The organism is Shewanella piezotolerans WP3 (genome assembly GCF_000014885.1).
In the GTDB taxonomy this organism is placed as follows: Bacteria; Pseudomonadota; Gammaproteobacteria; order Enterobacterales; family Shewanellaceae; genus Shewanella; species Shewanella piezotolerans.
This window is the reverse complement of the sequence record NC_011566.1, coordinates 3,650,581-3,668,070: the sequence shown is the minus strand read 5'-3', so window position 1 is coordinate 3,668,070 and position 17,490 is coordinate 3,650,581. Positions and strand designations below refer to the sequence as shown.

The window sequence follows — 17,490 nt, the reverse complement described above, 5'->3', positions numbered from 1 at the left end:
TGCTCGTTAGTTCAAGCCACGGCGCTCTAGTAGGGCGTCAGTCGTTGGTTCTTGGCCTCTGAAGGCTTTGTAAGCATCCATTGGGGCGACCGTATTGCCCACTTCACGAATCGTTTTTCTAAATTTCATGCCAATTTCGCGGTTCAATCCGCCTTGTGTTTGCACGTAAGCAAAGGCATCAGCGGCTAAAATTTCACTCCACATGTAGGCATAGTAGCTAGCAGAGTATCCACCAGGAAACGCGTGCGCAAAATAGGTCGACTTGTATCTTGGTGGAACTGCTGGCAGATCAACGCCATGCTTCTTTAACGCGGCAGCTTCAAAGCTGGCCACATCTTGTAGTGGTTTGCCCGCTTTAAGTGAGTGCCACTCAAGATCTAACAATGCTGCCGACATATACTCTAAAGTATCAAAACCTTGGTTAAAGCTGCGAGACTTTAGCAGTTTTTCTAACAGATCTTGAGGGATCGCTTCACCGGTTTCATAATGCTTGGCATAATTAGCAATTACCTCTGGGTGTGCAGCCCAATCCTCTTCAAAAGTGGAAGGGAATTCAACAAAGTCTCGTGATACAGAGGTGCCAGAGAGAGTTGGGTACATTACCTTTGAGAACATACCGTGAGTGCCATGACCCATTTCGTGGAACATGGTGGTCACTTCATCATAACTGACAAAGGTAGGCTCGCCTTCAGGTGCCTTCTTAATGTTCATAACATTGACAACTACTGGCTTGTTGTTAAGCAATTTAGATTGGCTGACAAAAGAGCTCATCCAAGCACCACCACGCTTACCTTCACGGGAGAAGTAATCGGCATAGAAGATAGCTAAGCTAGTGCCATCTTCATCAAACATCTCGTAGGCTTTAACATCAGGGTGATATACAGGTAGGTCAGGGCGAGGAGTTAAACTTACGCCATACAGTGCTTTCAGGGTGAAGAACACTCCATCTTCTAATACTCTGTCAAACTCAAAGTACGGGCGTATTGCCGCTGCATCTAAATCATACTTATCTTTACGTACTAGCTCGGCGTAATAAGCCCAGTCCCACGGAGCAAGTTCAAAATCACCGCCTGTTTTGTCGATCATTGCCTGTATGTCAGCCGCTTCCTTATTGGTGTTAGCAACGACTGCTGGCACCATAGAGCCAAACATCTTGTAAACCGCTTCAGGCGTCTTTGCCATTTGCGGCGCTAAGCGGTAGTCGGCCCAGCTATCGAAGCCTAAAAGTTCGGCACGTTCTGCACGAAGCTGTGCTAAACGCGCAACCAGAGAAGCAGTTTCGTTTTCTCCACTGAGGCCACGATTAGCAGAGGCTTGCCATACTTGTTGACGTAACTGTCGGTTTTCTAGCTGAGCTAGCACAGGCTGGCGAGTGGTATTAGTAATGTTGAGCTGATATTTTCCTTCATGACCATTATCTGCAGCATCTTTTGCTGCGGCTCGGATAGCGCTGTCTGAAAGCCCTACGAGTTGCTCTTTTGAATCAACAACAATAGCAATCTCTTTTGATAGGCGCATTAATCGCTGCGCAAATTCATTGGTGAGTGTTGATTGCTCTTCGTTAAGGCTACGGATCTTAGTCTTTTGTGCCTCGGTGAGCTTGGCGCCTGCACGTACAAAACGCTGGTAATAAACATCGACAAGGCGTGCTTGCTCTGCGGTTAACCCTAGATCTGCCTGATTGTTATATAAAGTTTCAATGCGAGAAAATAGCGCAGGGTTAAGGTTAATATTGTCAGAGTGTGCTGCCATTTTCGGCGCCATTTCACCTTGGACTTGGCGTAGAGTTGGGTTGCTGTTAGAGCCTGTAAGGTTATAGAAAACCTTAGAAGTACGATTCAGCAATTCACCGCTCTTTTCCAATGCCACAATGGTATTGTCAAAAGTTGGCGCTGCGCTATTGTTGGCAATGGCGATGACTTCTTTGGCGTGTTCAGCTATTCCTTGATTTAACGCTGGCGCAAAATGCTCATCTTTAATAAGCGTAAAGTCGGGCGCTTGGTATTGTAGGGTGCTTGCTTGCATAAATGGATTTTGGCTTTGCACCATAGTAGCTTGATTAGATTCCTGACTTGTTGTTGAACATGCGCTCAGGGCAAATGTCGCAGTAATGGCTGCGGCGATTAATGTCTTATGCATTGTGTAGAACTTCCTTCATTATAGTTGTTTATTTTTATCCCCCTGCAAAAGTTGAGCATTGCAAGGGCTAGTACCACGGCTGATTTGCCACCTATATTTTTAAAAACATAGAAAGATAGTGCTTGGCACACTATCAATTTTTCGTTAAATGATCCTTAAAAATACAGGCGCTTTAGTCACAAAATGTTTCTCAATTTAGTGATCTTTTTATGGTTTGTAGCAAAATTGTAGGATGGGGAGAAACACTTAGCTTTGCGCTAAATCATGTTGTAAAAAATCAGCAATAAATTAGGCTGTAATCCACTGGTCATTTTATTTTTCCTAGTGGATTAGACTAGCGCAACGCTTCTTTTGTAGTGGGTTATCGGAAAGCAATATAACTCACTCCGATGGTGGATAGTGGGTGATTTTTATTGACTAACGATGCTAGACTAGCTGCGCATTCATCTTTAAGGATATTTGGTTTGGCGCAACTTTATTTTTACTACTCAGCAATGAACGCAGGTAAGTCGACTTCGTTATTGCAATCTTCGTATAATTATCGTGAACGTGGCATGAATACACTGGTCATGACAGCCTCAATTGATGACCGTTATGGCGTGGGCAAGGTTGCTTCTCGAATTGGTATTGAGACTGATGCACAGGTATTTGGTAGTAGTGATAACCTAGCGAAAATGATTGGTACCGCTCATGATGAGCAAACGCTGCATTGTATATTAATCGATGAATCGCAATTTTTAAGTAAAGAGCAAGTAAAGCAGCTCACTTATGTGGTCGATATTCTCGATATCCCCGTACTGTGTTATGGCCTCAAAACCGATTTCCAAGGTGAGTTGTTTAGCGGTAGCCAATACCTGCTGGCTTGGGCTGATAAGTTAGTTGAGTTGAAAACTATTTGCCATTGCGGCCGTAAAGCTAATATGGTGGTGCGCCTTGATGGCACTGGAAAGCCGATGAGAGAAGGTGAGCAGGTTGCTATCGGCGGTAATGAAAGCTATGAGTCAGTTTGTCGTAAACACTTTCGAGAGTTTATCTGGGATTAGTTTATTGCGAGTCGCTATTTAAAGGTCAGCAACGCTGGCCTTTTTTATTGGTTCAGTTAAAAATAATACCAATCCAGAGTACCTAATCAGTGTTTAACTTGTACTCACGTTTCATCAATACAGGCAACCACTAAAATGGTGCTGGTTTCACTTACCGATTCCCTATTTTGCTGCCAGTCTCCTTTAACTGTTGAGCTGCAGTTCTAAGCTCTAGGAGCGAACATGTCAGTTATATTCGTGATCTCCATCGCCAAAGGTTATAAAAGCCTGCTTACGCAAACAACCTACTGATCGCCGCTGTGAGTTGAAATATGTTTATGGTTTCAGTGCCTGATATGGGGACCTTCATGAATGCAGCCCCGCTATTTATCATAAGTTAACTTTAGGCAAAGACACTGACAAGCCATAATAAATGTCACCAGGTTAGTGATTAAGGTTCGGTTACGCATAGCGAGTAGTTGGTTTTATTACCTGACAGAAGTTAGGAAAGGCGAGCACTAATGCTAGTACTCGCCTTGGTTGTCACAGACGGTTCATTGCAGGGAACATTCTGTATCGACTTTGGCGGCTAAAGGTTCACTAGTTCAATGGCTAAACCCTTTCGCGCGTCATTGTATTAGTGCATTTGACCATGCACTTTGTCTACGCCAGAGGTGCTGCCTATTGAGTGGCAGGTCGCACAAGACTCAGTGCCTGTCGCAGCCCCTTGTGAGCTTGCACCGAATACCGCGCCACCGTTTAAGATCATGTGGTTTAGCATGCTTTGCTCTTTATCAGTAATGGTTACAGGTACTTGAGGAAACTCACCATTGTCGTACCCTAGACCATTACTGCTTAAGTCTCGAGTGAGTAGTGTATTACCATCAGCATCAAGAACCACTTTGCCATCTGCGCCAATGAGACCGGGACCGACACTTAAGTGACATGATGTACAAACTAGGGCGGTAGGGCTGGTGTATACCGCACCATCGCGTACTAAGTTGTTGCCATCATTGAGTGAAGTCGTTGGTGCTCGGGTGATTGATGCTCTACTGTTTTGTGCCAAAGGTAAATCAATCTGGCTAGCGTCATGGCATTGAGCGCAATCACTGATTGGGGCTGAGTAAAACTCATTACGACCAACCATATTAAAGTCGTTCTCTGCATCGACAAAACGGAAGTTTGAATGGATTTTATGGACTTCAAATTTCAGATCGCTAGAACCACCATCACGTGGTGAATCTGCTGGTGAACGCGTGAAGCGATTCGAGTTGTGGCAGGCTTTACATTGTGATGGGTCATCAGAGCGACGGCTGTCATGCTGAATAACTTGCTCATGGCATGAATCACACTTATTAAAGTTAGCACCCAATTTGAGCTCAAAGTCTGGGTTGTAGGCCAATGTCGCCGCATCGAAGAAGTTATTGATTACCGTTGAAGGTGCTGAGATCTTCTCTAGTGCGTTATTGTCTTTGCAGTTTACCCGCTCATTTTGGCTATCAACACACACGCCTGAGGAGATGAAAGTAGTCAGAATATTACCGCTAGAAAGTGGCTCTCCGTTGTTAATATTCACGTCGAGTGCACTATCCCACTGACAAACAATATCGCCAGTTGTTGCACCAGCTTGGCAAAGTGGGTTGTTATCAAGCTCAAAAGAGTTGGGGGTGTTTTTGGCCACGTGAGTTTCAAAACCTGCGCCGTTGTCCCAGTTCATCAGCAGACGAACGCTATTTTTATACTGCAGGAACTCATCTGTCAGCGCTATTCCTTCACCATGTTGGGTGATACGAACATGGACATCAAAGGCTGTAGCGCTCGTTGCGATTAAATGAGTGACTTCAAACTTCACCCCATAATCAATGCCTGCGGATTTTTTGCCTAGCGCAGCGACTGTATGGACATTCTCAACAGACATACCGGCGCCTTCGCCATGACAGGACAAGCAAGTGTCATTGTCAGCTGGGAACATGATATGTTTCTCGCTGTTTGGCTTAGCAGCTAACATGGCTTCGTTAAATGCGGTGTTATCGTGGCAAGAGGAGCAGGTTTCTACGGTTGGCATACTCTTCCAGTTGCCGCCGTCGGAGGTAATAACACCTTGAAGGTTAGGGTTTAACACTAAGTCCGCGTCGTCTGCATGGCAGCCAGTACAGTTACGAATGTCCTGTGGATAGTTAATACCGTCAATAGTGCCTTTGTTGTTCAGCACCCAAATGCCATCATTTTCAGCGTAAACAGTTTCTTTATCACCATTACGAGTAAATAGGCTGTATTTGTTACCAGCTTCGGCGAGTGTTGGTAGATCTATGCCTTGATGTATTTTATGTGCCATGACTTTCAAGTCTAAGCTTTCACCACTGATAGGGTCATTTGCATCTGGGTTGTGGCAAGTGACACAGTTATCGGTGTCAACGCGGTTACCACCGTGGAAAGCGAGTTCAGTGTGACAGCTATTGCAGCTTTCAATAGCAACAATTTGGCGAGAGTGGCTAACGTCTCCCCCTGCAGGCACCCAGTCAAAAGTGCTATTGACTACCGGATAGTTGTCAGACTTTCTAACTTCTAAACCGATGCGGTGGGTTAATGCTTCTTGCCAAACAATGGCTTCTCCAGATACAGGATCGACAGCGTCTAAAACACTAGCGGTAAAGGTGTATTGGTAGCTGCCATCCATATTATCGATTAACTCACCCTTATCAGAAGTGGGTAAGCTGACATTGTTGATGCCTGGATGCTGTGCACTATCGATATCAGTGGCTTTACGCAGATAACTACTCCAGTCTGAGGTGTAGTTGTCTTCATCGGGGATAAGTTTAGCAAGGGTGGTTCGCACGTCAGTGATCCCGACTAGGGGACTGCCATTTTGATCTTCTGCTTTAAAGGTAAACACCAGCTTATTCTCAGTAAATGTTGGCGGTAACATTGTCACCACTACATTCGCTGCACTAGTCACAGTGTCACTGTTACCCGGTGGCCCATCTTCGCCTGGTGCGCCATCTTTGCCGTCATTACAGCCTACTAATGCTAGGGCGGCAATAGTGGCCGCTAGCAAATTATACTTGGTTATTTTTTTAGACATTTCATCAATCCCACTATATTCCCAATCGAGTGTTACATCAGTTTGAGTACTGCCTGCTTATTAATGCTGACATCTACTCAAACAGAGTTGAAACAAGGTTTCAGTGAGTATTTTCTAATATGGATCAACTAATTTATAGATAACTGAAGTTCACTAGAATATAGATTCTGATAACTATAATTATCTTTACTTATATAAGTGACTGATAAAAATAATGAATAAGTAATTTAATAAGCACTAAATAATAGCAATGCAGTTTGGGAAATATTAAAAATTGTTAACTATCTAACATTAAGTTAATCCCTGTGTTGTTAGGTGTGTGATTGTTGCGTGTATTTGAAGTTTTTTATGGTTATAAAACGGGCGGTTAACCTTTGGTTTATTGCCAGTTGACTTAAGGATAAGTCAGTAATGAGTCATTTATTTGATCGCCTTCTATGTGAGGATGCGAAACTGAGAACGTCGTTTGTATTTAGGCGCTAACAAACCTCTTTCTTTCAGTGAAAAATACCAAAAATTTAAAGCTAACCATTCTAAAAGTATTATAAAAGAGTGTAATGAAGTGTAAAGCGCCAAGACAAGGCGCCTGCTATTACTTAAGCTTTAGCGTCGAACTTATGCTTCTTTCTACTGTTTTTACAAGAAGGAAGTTAAGTCATTTAGCCATTCTTCATCTATAGATTACAACGCGGTATAAATAGCTAAAAGTACAGACGTTAGCAGTCTTTATGATGATTCTAACTTTGTAATATAGGTGTTGCTTATTAGCTCCGCTGCTCCATTACGTCTTGTCGTTTGATTTATGCACTAAAATTATGGAATTCGAACAGAAATAAAGCGCCAATTTTCCACAGGTTTTCCCTTAGGTTTAAATACAGTCTCATGGGTTTTAATTTTATGAAAAAAGCATCGTTCATCTTGGTATTGTTACTGCTCCTGGCAGGATGTAATAACGCAAAAGTCGATAAGGCGAAAGACAAGTCAATATTTGTAACTAGCGCATTAGTTGAAGTTCAGAGTCTCAGTGAACCGATAAAACTTGTGGGAACACTCGTTGCTAGCCAGTCGGTTATTATTGCGTCAGAGGTTGATGGCCGTGTCGCCGAAATAGCAGCGAACGATAGCCAGCAAGTACAACAGGGGGATCTGTTATTTACCTTGATTGATCGACAAGCTAAAGCGGCTTTAGAGGAAGCGCGCGCTTTCTTAAAGGATGAAACGCGCAAGCTTGAAGAGTTCAAGCAATTGGGGGAGAAAGGCGGTGTCAGTAACACAGTGCGAGAGAGTCAGCAGGTGAGTGTTGATATTGCTCAAGCAAGGGTTAATGCTGCTCAAGTCAATTATGATTATCATCGGATATTGGCGCCCATTTCAGGGACTTTAGGTTTAGTTAACATTACTGAGGGCCAAAGATTAATTAAAAATACACCAGTAATGACGTTAGACAATACTGAGTTAATGCAGCTTGATTTGAGTATCCCTGAAAAGTACATCGCAAAACTAGCCAAAGGGCAAAATATCATCATCAAGGTCAGTGCATGGGGTGAAGAGGTGTTTAAAGGTAAGGTGGAAGCCATTGACTCGAGAGTTCAACCACAAAGTTTGGATATAAAAATCCGGGTAAGCATTGCTAATATCGCAGGCAAACTTAAACCGGGTATGCTCGCTCATGCAAAACTAGAATTTCCAGCCGCCGATTTTATCCTTGCCCCCTTGCAAGCCATCGAATACTCAGGCGAGAAAATATTCGTTTATGTGATTGATGAAAATAACCAAGCTCATCAAGTAGAAGTGCAATTGGGCGAGCAGATCGGTGAGCAGGTTATTGTCAGCCATGGGTTAGCGCCGACGCAGCGTATCGTGGTCGAAGGGTTAGTGAATATACAGGACAAAGATATTGTTAAAGAAGTGCCTGTTGTAGCTAGTGAGGCGGTTCAATAATGCTTATTTCAGACACCAGTGTTGAGCGTCCCGTTGTCGCAATAGTGCTCAGTATTTTATTAACTTTGTTTGGTATCGCAGCATTTTTCAAACTACCAGTAACCGAAATGCCCAACATGGTTAGCCCAATTGCATCGATTAGCACCAAGTATAAAGGGGCGTCGGCAGTTATTATTGAAAGCCAAGTGACCGCTAAAATCGAAGAGCAGTTAACCGGCATTAACGGTGTTAAAGACATCACCTCCGTGAGCAAAAGTGGCGCTTCGAGCATTACCGTTGAGTTTGAAGCGGGTTCAAATATCAATGACGGTGTCAGCGATATTCGCGATGCAATCTCTAGAGCTAAAGGTGCACTGCCCGATGATGCTGATGAGCCAACAGTATCAAAAGATGACGGGACGGGAGAGCCGGCACTGTACATTAATGTCAGTTCGTCGGCGATGAATCGTACTCAGTTAACTGATTTTGTTAGTCAAAATATTGAAGATAGATTCAATATTATCAATGGTGTCAGTTCAGTTGATGTCTCTGGTGGCTTATACAAGGTTATGTTTATAAAGCTTAATCCTGAGAAAATGGCTGGTCATGGAGTTACCACTACAGATATTCTTAGTGCGTTACGGGCAGAAAACCTAGAGAGTCCGGCTGGCGAGATCCGTAATGACTCGATTGTAATGCCGGTGCGAACCGAGCGACGTTATGATGCAGAAAAGGACTTCAGGTATCTAGTGATTGGAAAATCAGATTCTGGGGTCGCCATCTACCTCAATCAAGTGGCTGAGGTTAAGCTGCAAGCGGAAACTGAAAATTCAAGCTACAGGAGCAATGGTGTTTCCAGTGTGAGTTTAGCAATTGTTCCTCAAGCTGCTGCAAATCCACTGGCTCTCTCTGGCCGAATTCATGCAGAAGTTGAAAGCATTCAACAGTTTTTACCCAAAGGCACTCAATTGGTGGTGGATTATGACGCTACTGTGTTTATCGACCGTTCAATTAACGAAGTTTATAAGACGCTATTGATGACCTGCTTGTTGGTGATCTTGGTATTGTATCTCTTTATTGGTCAAGCAAGGGCAACCTTAATCCCTGCTGTGACAGTACCTGTATCGCTCATTGCCACATTTATCTTTGCAAGTTACTTAGGCTTTACCATCAACCTGTTAACCCTGTTGGCTCTGATTTTGGCCATTGGCTTGGTAGTCGATGATGCGATTGTGGTCGTGGAGAATATTCACCAGCATATAAAAAAGGGAAGTCCGCCATTGCTTGCCGCTTTTGAAGGAACGCGTGAAGTGGGCTTTGCTGTTTTAGCGACTACTTTTGTATTGGTGATGGTGTTTCTCCCCATTGCGATGATGGACGGCTTGATAGGGCGGTTGTTTACTGAATTTGCGGTGATGATAGCGGTGTCAGTGATGTTCTCAACGCTGGTCGCACTGACTTTAACACCAGTCCTTGGCGCAAAGTTACTGAGTAAGAAACAGCAGAGCAATATTATCAATCGCTATGTTGAACGCACTCTTGGCATCCTCGAGAACCGCTATAAACAACTGTTAACCACTAGTCTCAAGCAGCGTTTTATTGCACCAAGTATCATTATTGTTTGTTTAGTTGGCAGTTACTTGGTGCTCAGTCAACTCTCTTCACAACTGGTGCCACAAGAGGACCGTGGCGTTATATTAGTAAAAGTGAATGGCGCAGAAGCTACCAGTTTTGCGCGTATGTCAGAGAATATGCAAAAAATTGAAACTCGCCTAATGGTGATGTTAAAGGAGGGGAGTCTTAAGTCTTTGAGCATACAAACGCCAATCTCAGGGGGAAAAAATGGTGATCAGTACGGCTTAGCCATTCTGCAGTTGAAAGACTGGAGCCTGCGCGATGAAAATGCACAAACTATATTGAATAAAGTGAAAAAGCAGTTAAGTGATATTCCCGATGTGAGAGTAAGACCCAAGTTACCAGGCTTTAAAGGCGGCTCAAAGGAACCTGTGCAAATCGTACTTAGCGGCAGTGATTACGGTGAGCTAAATCAATGGGCGAAGGTGATGCAGTCTAAGATGGACGACAGCCCGTTGATGACAGGGTCGCTAATCGATTATTCGGAGAAAACTCCTGAAATGGTGGTGAAAGTTGATCGCCGGCGTGCCGCCGAGCTTGGCATTAGCGTGTCTGAAGTGTCTGATACCCTCAATGTGATGTTAGGCGGTAAGACCGAAACGACCTACGTTGAAAATGGTGAAGAGTATGACGTTTTTGTCCGTGGCGATGAAGCGCTATTCAAATCGAGTAGTGACTTGAGCAGTGTTTTTATGCGTACAGCCTCGGGTGAGCTGGTGTCCGTTGACACCTTTTGCAAAGTTAACCGGGTAGCCTCCGCGCAAAAGCTGACCCACATTGGTAAACGAAAATCTATTGTGCTCAGGGCTAACCTCGTTGCGGGGGCAACGTTAGGAGATGCTTTAACTAGCCTAGAGCAAGCGGCCATTACTGCACTGCCGCAAAATATTAGTTTCAGTTATACCGGCGAGTCAAAAGATTTCATCGATAATCAAAGTAGCACACTGATTATCTTTGTGCTGGCGTTATTAGTGGCCTACCTTGTTATGGCTGCGCAGTTTGAGAGTTTTATCAACCCGTTTGTCGTGATGCTAACGGTACCTACCGGGCTGTTTGGTGCCGTTTTAGGTATTTGGTTGATGGGTGAGAGTATTAATATTTACAGCCAAATCGGCATCATAATGCTGATTGGGATGGTGACTAAGAATGGCATTCTCATTGTCGAGTTTATTAGCCAGCTTAGAGATAAGGGGATGCCCTTTGATGACGCCATAGTCGATGGTGCGAGCCGAAGATTACGGCCGATAATGATGACGGCGTTTACCACGCTAGCGGGTTCACTGCCGCTATTGCTGTCAAGTGGCGCAGGGGCAGAAAGCCGCGTGTCCGTTGGGATTGTGGTTTTTTTCGGCATGGGCTTCTCAACCCTAGTGACCTTAATTGTCATTCCAACTATGTATAAGCTACTTTGCCGTGGGACAAAATCACCTGGGGCGGTGAAAAAACAACTTATGCAGATGAGACGCGCCGAGGGACTATAGTGTTTTGGCTTCATACTTCTGTGTTGAATAAACGCATAAGGGGCTAACCATTGTGTCATTACTCACTTTGGGTTAGCCAGCCTTGAGTTAGCTTGCCAAAAACACTCTGAGTAGATCAACTTCTTAAACTGATCGATACTTACAATAACGGTAATTGATTTATCGTTGTTGTAAGTATCAACACAAAAGATAGCGCGAGTTTTTCAAAGGGAAAAGTAAATAGAGGCCTAAAACTCAGTAGGTGTTTGGTGACAAAAAATGTTGAGTTGTAGTAATTTTAAGCGTTGGAGTTATAACTAAGGGGGTAGTCTTCAGTATAGGCAAACTATATGCAAAATAGTTCGTGACCAATTTCAAATAATTTTATGCTTATAAACCAATTTATTTACAAGTATGTCTTATATTAATAACTGCTAAAAATGATATCCATTCTCAGCTAAATTATTATTGGTTGAATTGTAAGGTTATTTAAATTTCACTGTTTTAAAGGTGTATTTTAATTACTATTTCTAAGTGTGAGCTAATTAGCGGATTCCTCCAGAATTTGCACCTCGTCTACTGTGGTTTTACACATTGTGCGTTGTTGAACTCCCAGTACTAGACTCTCTAGAATACCCCCTTCGATATACAAGGGGTTCGTAAGTTGATGTCCACCAGAAATATAGCCAAATTAGTGGCGACGAGTTTATTCACACTAATAATTAGTGTTTTTCCTGCTCAAGCAACACCGTGGAGTGATCTTAGCTCTGCAGATCTAGAGCAAAAGTTAACTGAAAAATTTAGCGAAGGTAAATACTCTTCAAAAGGCGCAGATTCTTGCCTAATGTGCCATAAAAAAAATCCAACAGTGATGGCGTTGTTTGATGGCGTGCATGGTGACATGAGCAGCAGTAAGTCACCGATGGCTGGCATGCAATGCGAAGCCTGTCATGGCCCTCAAGGTAAACATAATCGTGGTGGTAAAGAGCCAATGATCAGTTTTGGTTCTGCAAGCAAATTACCTGCAGAGAGCCAAAACAGTGTCTGCCAAGGTTGTCACAATGATCCTAAGCAGATGGCATGGCACAACAGTACCCATAACCTCGAAGAGGTGGCTTGCGCTGATTGTCATCAGATCCATGCTGCAAAAGATCCTGCTCTTGACCGTCTAATGGTTAACGATACTTGTACCTCGTGTCATACCCGCGCTAAAGCTGATATGAATAAGCGCTCATCTCACCCAATGAAATGGGATCAGATGACTTGTATTGATTGTCATAGTCCTCACGGTTCAATGACTGAAAGCGCACTGATTAAACCAAGTCTTAATGAAACCTGTGCCGAGTGTCATGCCGACAAACGCGGTCCTTTCCTTTGGGAGCATGCGCCAGTTATGGAAGATTGCTCAAATTGCCATACTGCGCACGGCAGTGTGAATGAAGCCCTGCTTAAAACACGTGTGCCGCAATTATGTCAGCAATGTCATGCCGACGACGGACATGCTAGCCGTGTTGCTACACAAGCGGGTCAAGATGCCTTTAGTGCCGGTAAGAGCTGTCTTAACTGCCACAGCAAGGTTCATGGTTCTAACCATCCTGCTGGCAGTGATTTTGCCCGTTAAGACTTGGAGTGAGTAATATGCGTTTAACTAAACTGTTTTCTTTAAATCTGATCACTCTAGCGTTATTTGGCAGCGCTACAGGCGCAATTGCTGCGGACTTTGGTGTCCAGCAAGCAAATACAGAACATCTCAAAACGGCCAATTATCAGTGTAAACGTTGCGTAGCGACTGATGGCTATTCTGGTACTTTTGGTGCGAGTGTTGGTGCTGTTGATGCCGATGATGATCATGCGGTTAATCAATTAGGTACGGGTACCGATGGTGCTATTGCTGGTGCAAATGCGGATTTGGCTTATCAGCAAAGCGGCTATCGCGCCAAGGTTCAAGCTCATCAACTTGGCATGGATAATGGTTTTATCAATGTCGAAGCAGGTAAAAGTGAGCAGTACAAGCTTGATCTCGATTTTCAAACCATCACTAGCAACCAATACAGTAATGCGCAAACAAACCTTTGGCATAACAACGGTGTCTTGTTGCCAAGTGAGCATACTCGTGAGCTGAATCTTGATCTACAAAGACAGCGCAGTGGTATCGGTTTTGAGTATGACTTTTCGGCATTGACGCAGTTGGGTCTTAGCAGTTATGCACGTTTTGACCGTGAAGATAAAACGGGTCACCGAAGCGCTAGCCTAATGAGCCCAAGTCCGGTTAATTTTGCCGAGCCTGTTGATGAAACTACCGATAAGTTTAGCGCCGGCATTATTGCCGATGGCGATAACTGGGTATCAGAGCTGAGCTATCACGGCTCTCGCTATGAGAACAACATCGATAACTTGAGCTTGCCACATAGCTATGATGTTTATAGTGCGACTCCTGACAATCAAGCGCACCAAGTGTCGTTGTCGGGTCAATATCGTATGGCTAGCAGTGTGTTTAGCGGACGTGTGGTATCGGGGCGTATGATCCAAGATCAAGATCTTGTGCAGATGAGCGGCAATCCGATTCAAAACTGGGATGGTCAAGTCGATACCTTTAGCAGTAACTTAGCTGCCAGTACAAGAGTAAGCAGTCGCTTACGCCTTGGTGCAAGCTACGACTACAGCAAGCGTAACAACCGCTCGTCGGTGTTTGATTTTGCTCAGTACGAATTTGATTCAATGTCCGGTGCCTTTAAACAAAACACCCCAATGGATATTGAACGTCAAACCTTTAAAGCGAATGCTAGCTACCGTTTAGCCAGTGGTTACCGCCTACAAGCAGGTTACGACTATAAACAAGTAGAGCGTAGTTACGGTGAGCGCGAAGAGACCCAAGATAGCGAAGTTTGGAGCAAATTGAACATTCGCGCCATCGACAAGCTAACCCTTGATTTCGGCTTGAGCTATGGCTCGCGCGGTGGCAGCGATTATCAGGCCAATGAGCTCACCTCAGACGAAACCGATTCTTTGATGCGTAAGTATCACTTAGCGGATCGCAATCGTACTGAAGTGAATGCCCGTGCTAGCTACACGCCACTTGAGTGGTTAACGTTCGATGTTAGTACTTACTATGCCAACGATGACTATGACGCAACTGAAATTGGGTTAACTCAGGCCAAAGATTACGGTTATGACGCCAATGTGCATCTGCAGGTATCTAAGCCGCTATCTGTTTACGCCTTTGCTGGTCAACAGTGGATTGATTCAGACCAAAGTGGCGATCAAAACTCAATTTGGCATACCGAAATTCGCGACCAGTTTATCAACTTAGGTCTAGGTACTAGCTATTCCGGCCTGATGGAAGACAGACTGACACTCGGCATGGACTACCTATTTGCCAATTCAGAAAGTAATACCGGAGTCAGCCCTTCTGGTGCGGGTTCTTACGGTGCTTACTATTCCTACAGTCATAGCATGAGCCTTTATGGGCAATACATGATCTCGCCACAGATGGCGTTAAAACTGGCTTATCAGTATGAACGTTACTTCGATACTGACAGCGCAAAGGTTACCGCCGATAGCAATTCAGGATTAATCACCTTAGGTGAAATCAATCACAATTATAACGCCCATCAACTGATGTTGACCTTCAGCTACAAGCTGCTTTAGGCCGAGTCAGTCAATATTTAAAGTTTGAGGAAAACAAAATTATGGAACGTAGAAGTTTCTTAAAAATGAGTGCTGCGCTGGGCTGTGCAGCAACAGTTACAGGCTGTAATTCTAGCTCTGATGATGCCAATGTTATACCGCCTAAACCCCCTGTTGGTGACGAGCAGGTAACCTGGTCATCGTGCTTAGTTAACTGTGGTTCAAACTGCCCAGTTAAAGTGTTTAGTCGTGATGGTGTGATTACTCGTGTTGAAACTGACCATGACATTACTGATGGCGATGATATTTACCAAGTACGTGCCTGTGCTCGTGGTCGTTCACTGCGCCAACGCACCTACGCTGTTGACCGTCTTAAATCGCCAATGAAGCGTGTTGGTAAGCGCGGCGAAGGTAAGTTTGTGCCAATCACTTGGGACGAAGCGGCTAAAACCATCGGCAACAAACTGACTTCAGTAATTGCAGAGCATGGTAACAAAGCTATTTTCCGTAGTTATGGTTCAGGTGCTTACTATGGTTTTGCATCAAACGCATGTTTCAACCGTCTGTTAAACCTAAATGGTGGTTGCTTAAGTTATTACGGTAACTACTCATGGGCACAGCAGCAAGAAGCTGCGGCGCATACTTTTGGTACCGGCAGCACTAAAGGTTCATCAACTGTAACGCTTTCAAACAGTGATTTCTTGCTGGGTATCGCTTATAACCCAAGTGAAATTCGTCAGTCGGGCAGTGGTGAAGGTTACGATTACTTAAAAGCATTACAAAAGTCTAATGGTCTTAAAGTGACCATGATTGACCCGCGTTACACTGACTCTATGCTAGGAAAAGAGTCGACCTGGTTACCAATCCGTCCTGGTACTGATGCCGCGATGGCTGAAGCGATTGCTTACCAAATGATTAGCTCTGGTTGGGTTGATACCAATTCACTAGCCTTCATTAACAAGTACGCAGTTGGTTTCGACGCTGCATCTATTCAAGCACAAAAAGATATTTTTGCAGCTAGCGATGACGCGACTAAGCAAGAATATGCTGCAGTGATGAACCCAGAAGAGAACTACCGTGACTACATTTTAGGTCTCGGCATTTATGCTGATGCACCTAAGAAGACTGCTGAGTGGGCAGAGAAAATCACTGGTATTCCTGCGGCGCAAATTAAGCAAATCGCAACAGATCTGCAAAACGCTAAGGCACCTTATATCGTTGTTGGCGCTGGCGTTAACCGCCAAGCAAACGGTGAGCAAAGCATGCGTGCACTATACATGCTATCAGTTTTGACTGGTAAGCTTGGTACTTTGGGTGCATCCAACGGTGAACTGCCATCAATGAGCGGCATGTACCGTGCGGGTATTCCTGCTGGTAGCAACCCAGTAAAAGAGAAGATCTCTTTCTTCACTTGGTCTGAAGCGATTCACCACGGCGAAACCATGACGGCTCGTAGCCATGGTGTTAAAGGTACTGACGATTTAGATACGCCGCTTGGCACTAACATCAAAGTGATTATCTCAGCTTCTGACAGCACGCTACTGAACCAACATGCACAGATCAACAATACTGCTGAAATCTACCAAGATGAATCAGGCGTTGAACTCATTGTTAGTTGTGATTGCTGGATGACGCCTGGCGCTAAATTTGCCGACATTATCTTGCCAGATACAAGCTGGTTAGAATCTAACGACTTAGTTAACGATTCATACGCATCTGGTGCGCTAGGTTACATCACCGCGATGAAATCAGCCATTGAGCCAATGTGGGACTGTAAGTCTATGTATGAAGCATCAGCTATGATCGCGAAGTACATGGGCTGTGAAGCTGAATTCACTGAAGGTAAAACAGAAGAGCAGTGGCTTGAAGAGTTATACCAAAAGACCAAAGACAGCAGCACTAACCTAGGCGTTGTGCCAGCGTTCCCAGCAACTTACAAAGAAGCGCAAGAAATTGGTTTCTTCCGTAAGCACATGCAGGATGATCACGTTGCACTGTCCAGTTACATCAATGGTGGTGAGCCACTAGCAACACCAAGTGGCAAGATTGAGATCTACTCAGCTGAGCTCGCATGGCGCGCGGCTAACTGGGATCAAGAAAACAGCCCACTAAACCCAACGGGTATTAAAGGCGACACCATTACTGCAATTCCACAGTACACAGTGACTTGGGATGGTTTTGAAGATGAAGATACCAGTACTGATTACCCAATTCAGTTAGCGGGTTACCACACTAAAGGCCGTACTCACTCAAGCTACCACAACGTACCTTGGTTACGTGAAGCGGTAGAAGATGCTGTTTGGGTTAACCCAATGGACGGTGCTAAGCACGGCTTAAGCTCTGGCGACAACATCGAGATGTACAATGAACGTGGCTCAATTGCCGTTAAGGTTCGTATCACTCCACGTGTTGCCCCAGGCGTATTTGCACTCGGTCAAGGTGCATGGTTTAACCCAGGTAAAACGGTTGGTAGCACAGGCCATATCATCGATGAAGGCGGCGCAATTAACTCGCTTACGCGTTATCAGCCAAGCCCTGTCGCTAAAGGCAATCCACAGCACACCATCCGTGTTGCAATTAAAAAGATTTAAGAGAGTAGTTAATG

At 44.4% G+C, this 17,490-nt stretch carries 8 protein-coding genes; 6 read left to right on the top strand and 2 right to left on the bottom strand.

Going from position 1 to position 17,490, the window contains the following annotated elements:
- Window positions 1-6 precede the first annotated feature (6 nt).
- Window positions 7-2,139, bottom strand: coding sequence for a M3 family metallopeptidase (locus tag SWP_RS15485; RefSeq protein WP_020913512.1), 2,133 nt, complete (start codon window positions 2,137-2,139; stop codon window positions 7-9).
- Between the two features lie 464 nt (window positions 2,140-2,603).
- On the opposite strand from SWP_RS15485, the gene SWP_RS15480 reads away from it, so the two are divergent.
- The gene (locus SWP_RS15480; protein WP_020913511.1) at window positions 2,604-3,182 is read left to right on the top strand and encodes a thymidine kinase; all 579 of its coding nucleotides are present in this window, start codon (window positions 2,604-2,606) and stop codon (window positions 3,180-3,182) included.
- A 616-nt stretch (window positions 3,183-3,798) separates the two neighbouring features.
- On the opposite strand, the gene SWP_RS15475 is transcribed toward SWP_RS15480, so the two are convergent.
- On the bottom strand, window positions 3,799-6,243 hold the full coding sequence (locus SWP_RS15475; RefSeq protein ID WP_020913510.1) for an OmcA/MtrC family decaheme c-type cytochrome: 2,445 nt from the start codon (window positions 6,241-6,243) through the stop codon (window positions 3,799-3,801).
- A gap of 897 nt (window positions 6,244-7,140) precedes the next feature.
- Here SWP_RS15475 and SWP_RS15470 point away from each other — a divergent pair.
- The 5 genes from SWP_RS15470 to SWP_RS15450 all read left to right on the top strand — a co-directional run bounded on the left by SWP_RS15470 (window position 7,141) and on the right by SWP_RS15450 (window position 17,476).
- Window positions 7,141-8,184, top strand: a complete 1,044-nt coding sequence (locus tag SWP_RS15470; RefSeq protein WP_044556478.1) for an efflux RND transporter periplasmic adaptor subunit — start codon at window positions 7,141-7,143, stop codon at window positions 8,182-8,184.
- Window positions 8,184-11,279 carry an efflux RND transporter permease subunit gene (locus SWP_RS15465; protein WP_020913507.1) on the top strand — a complete coding sequence of 1,032 codons (3,096 nt, stop codon included), beginning with the start codon at window positions 8,184-8,186 and terminating at the stop codon, window positions 11,277-11,279. Before SWP_RS15470 ends, SWP_RS15465 begins: the two co-directional genes overlap by 1 nt.
- A 646-nt stretch (window positions 11,280-11,925) precedes the next feature.
- Window positions 11,926-12,879: a DmsE family decaheme c-type cytochrome gene (locus tag SWP_RS15460; protein ID WP_020913506.1), complete on the top strand. Its 954-nt coding sequence runs from the start codon at window positions 11,926-11,928 to the stop codon at window positions 12,877-12,879.
- A gap of 17 nt (window positions 12,880-12,896) precedes the next feature.
- Window positions 12,897-14,906 (top strand): MtrB/PioB family decaheme-associated outer membrane protein, encoded by a 2,010-nt coding sequence (locus SWP_RS15455; protein WP_020913505.1) that lies wholly within the window; start codon window positions 12,897-12,899, stop codon window positions 14,904-14,906.
- A gap of 41 nt (window positions 14,907-14,947) precedes the next feature.
- The gene (locus SWP_RS15450; RefSeq protein ID WP_020913504.1) at window positions 14,948-17,476 is read left to right on the top strand and encodes a DMSO/selenate family reductase complex A subunit; all 2,529 of its coding nucleotides are present in this window, start codon (window positions 14,948-14,950) and stop codon (window positions 17,474-17,476) included.
- The last annotated feature ends 14 nt before the right edge of the window (window positions 17,477-17,490 follow it).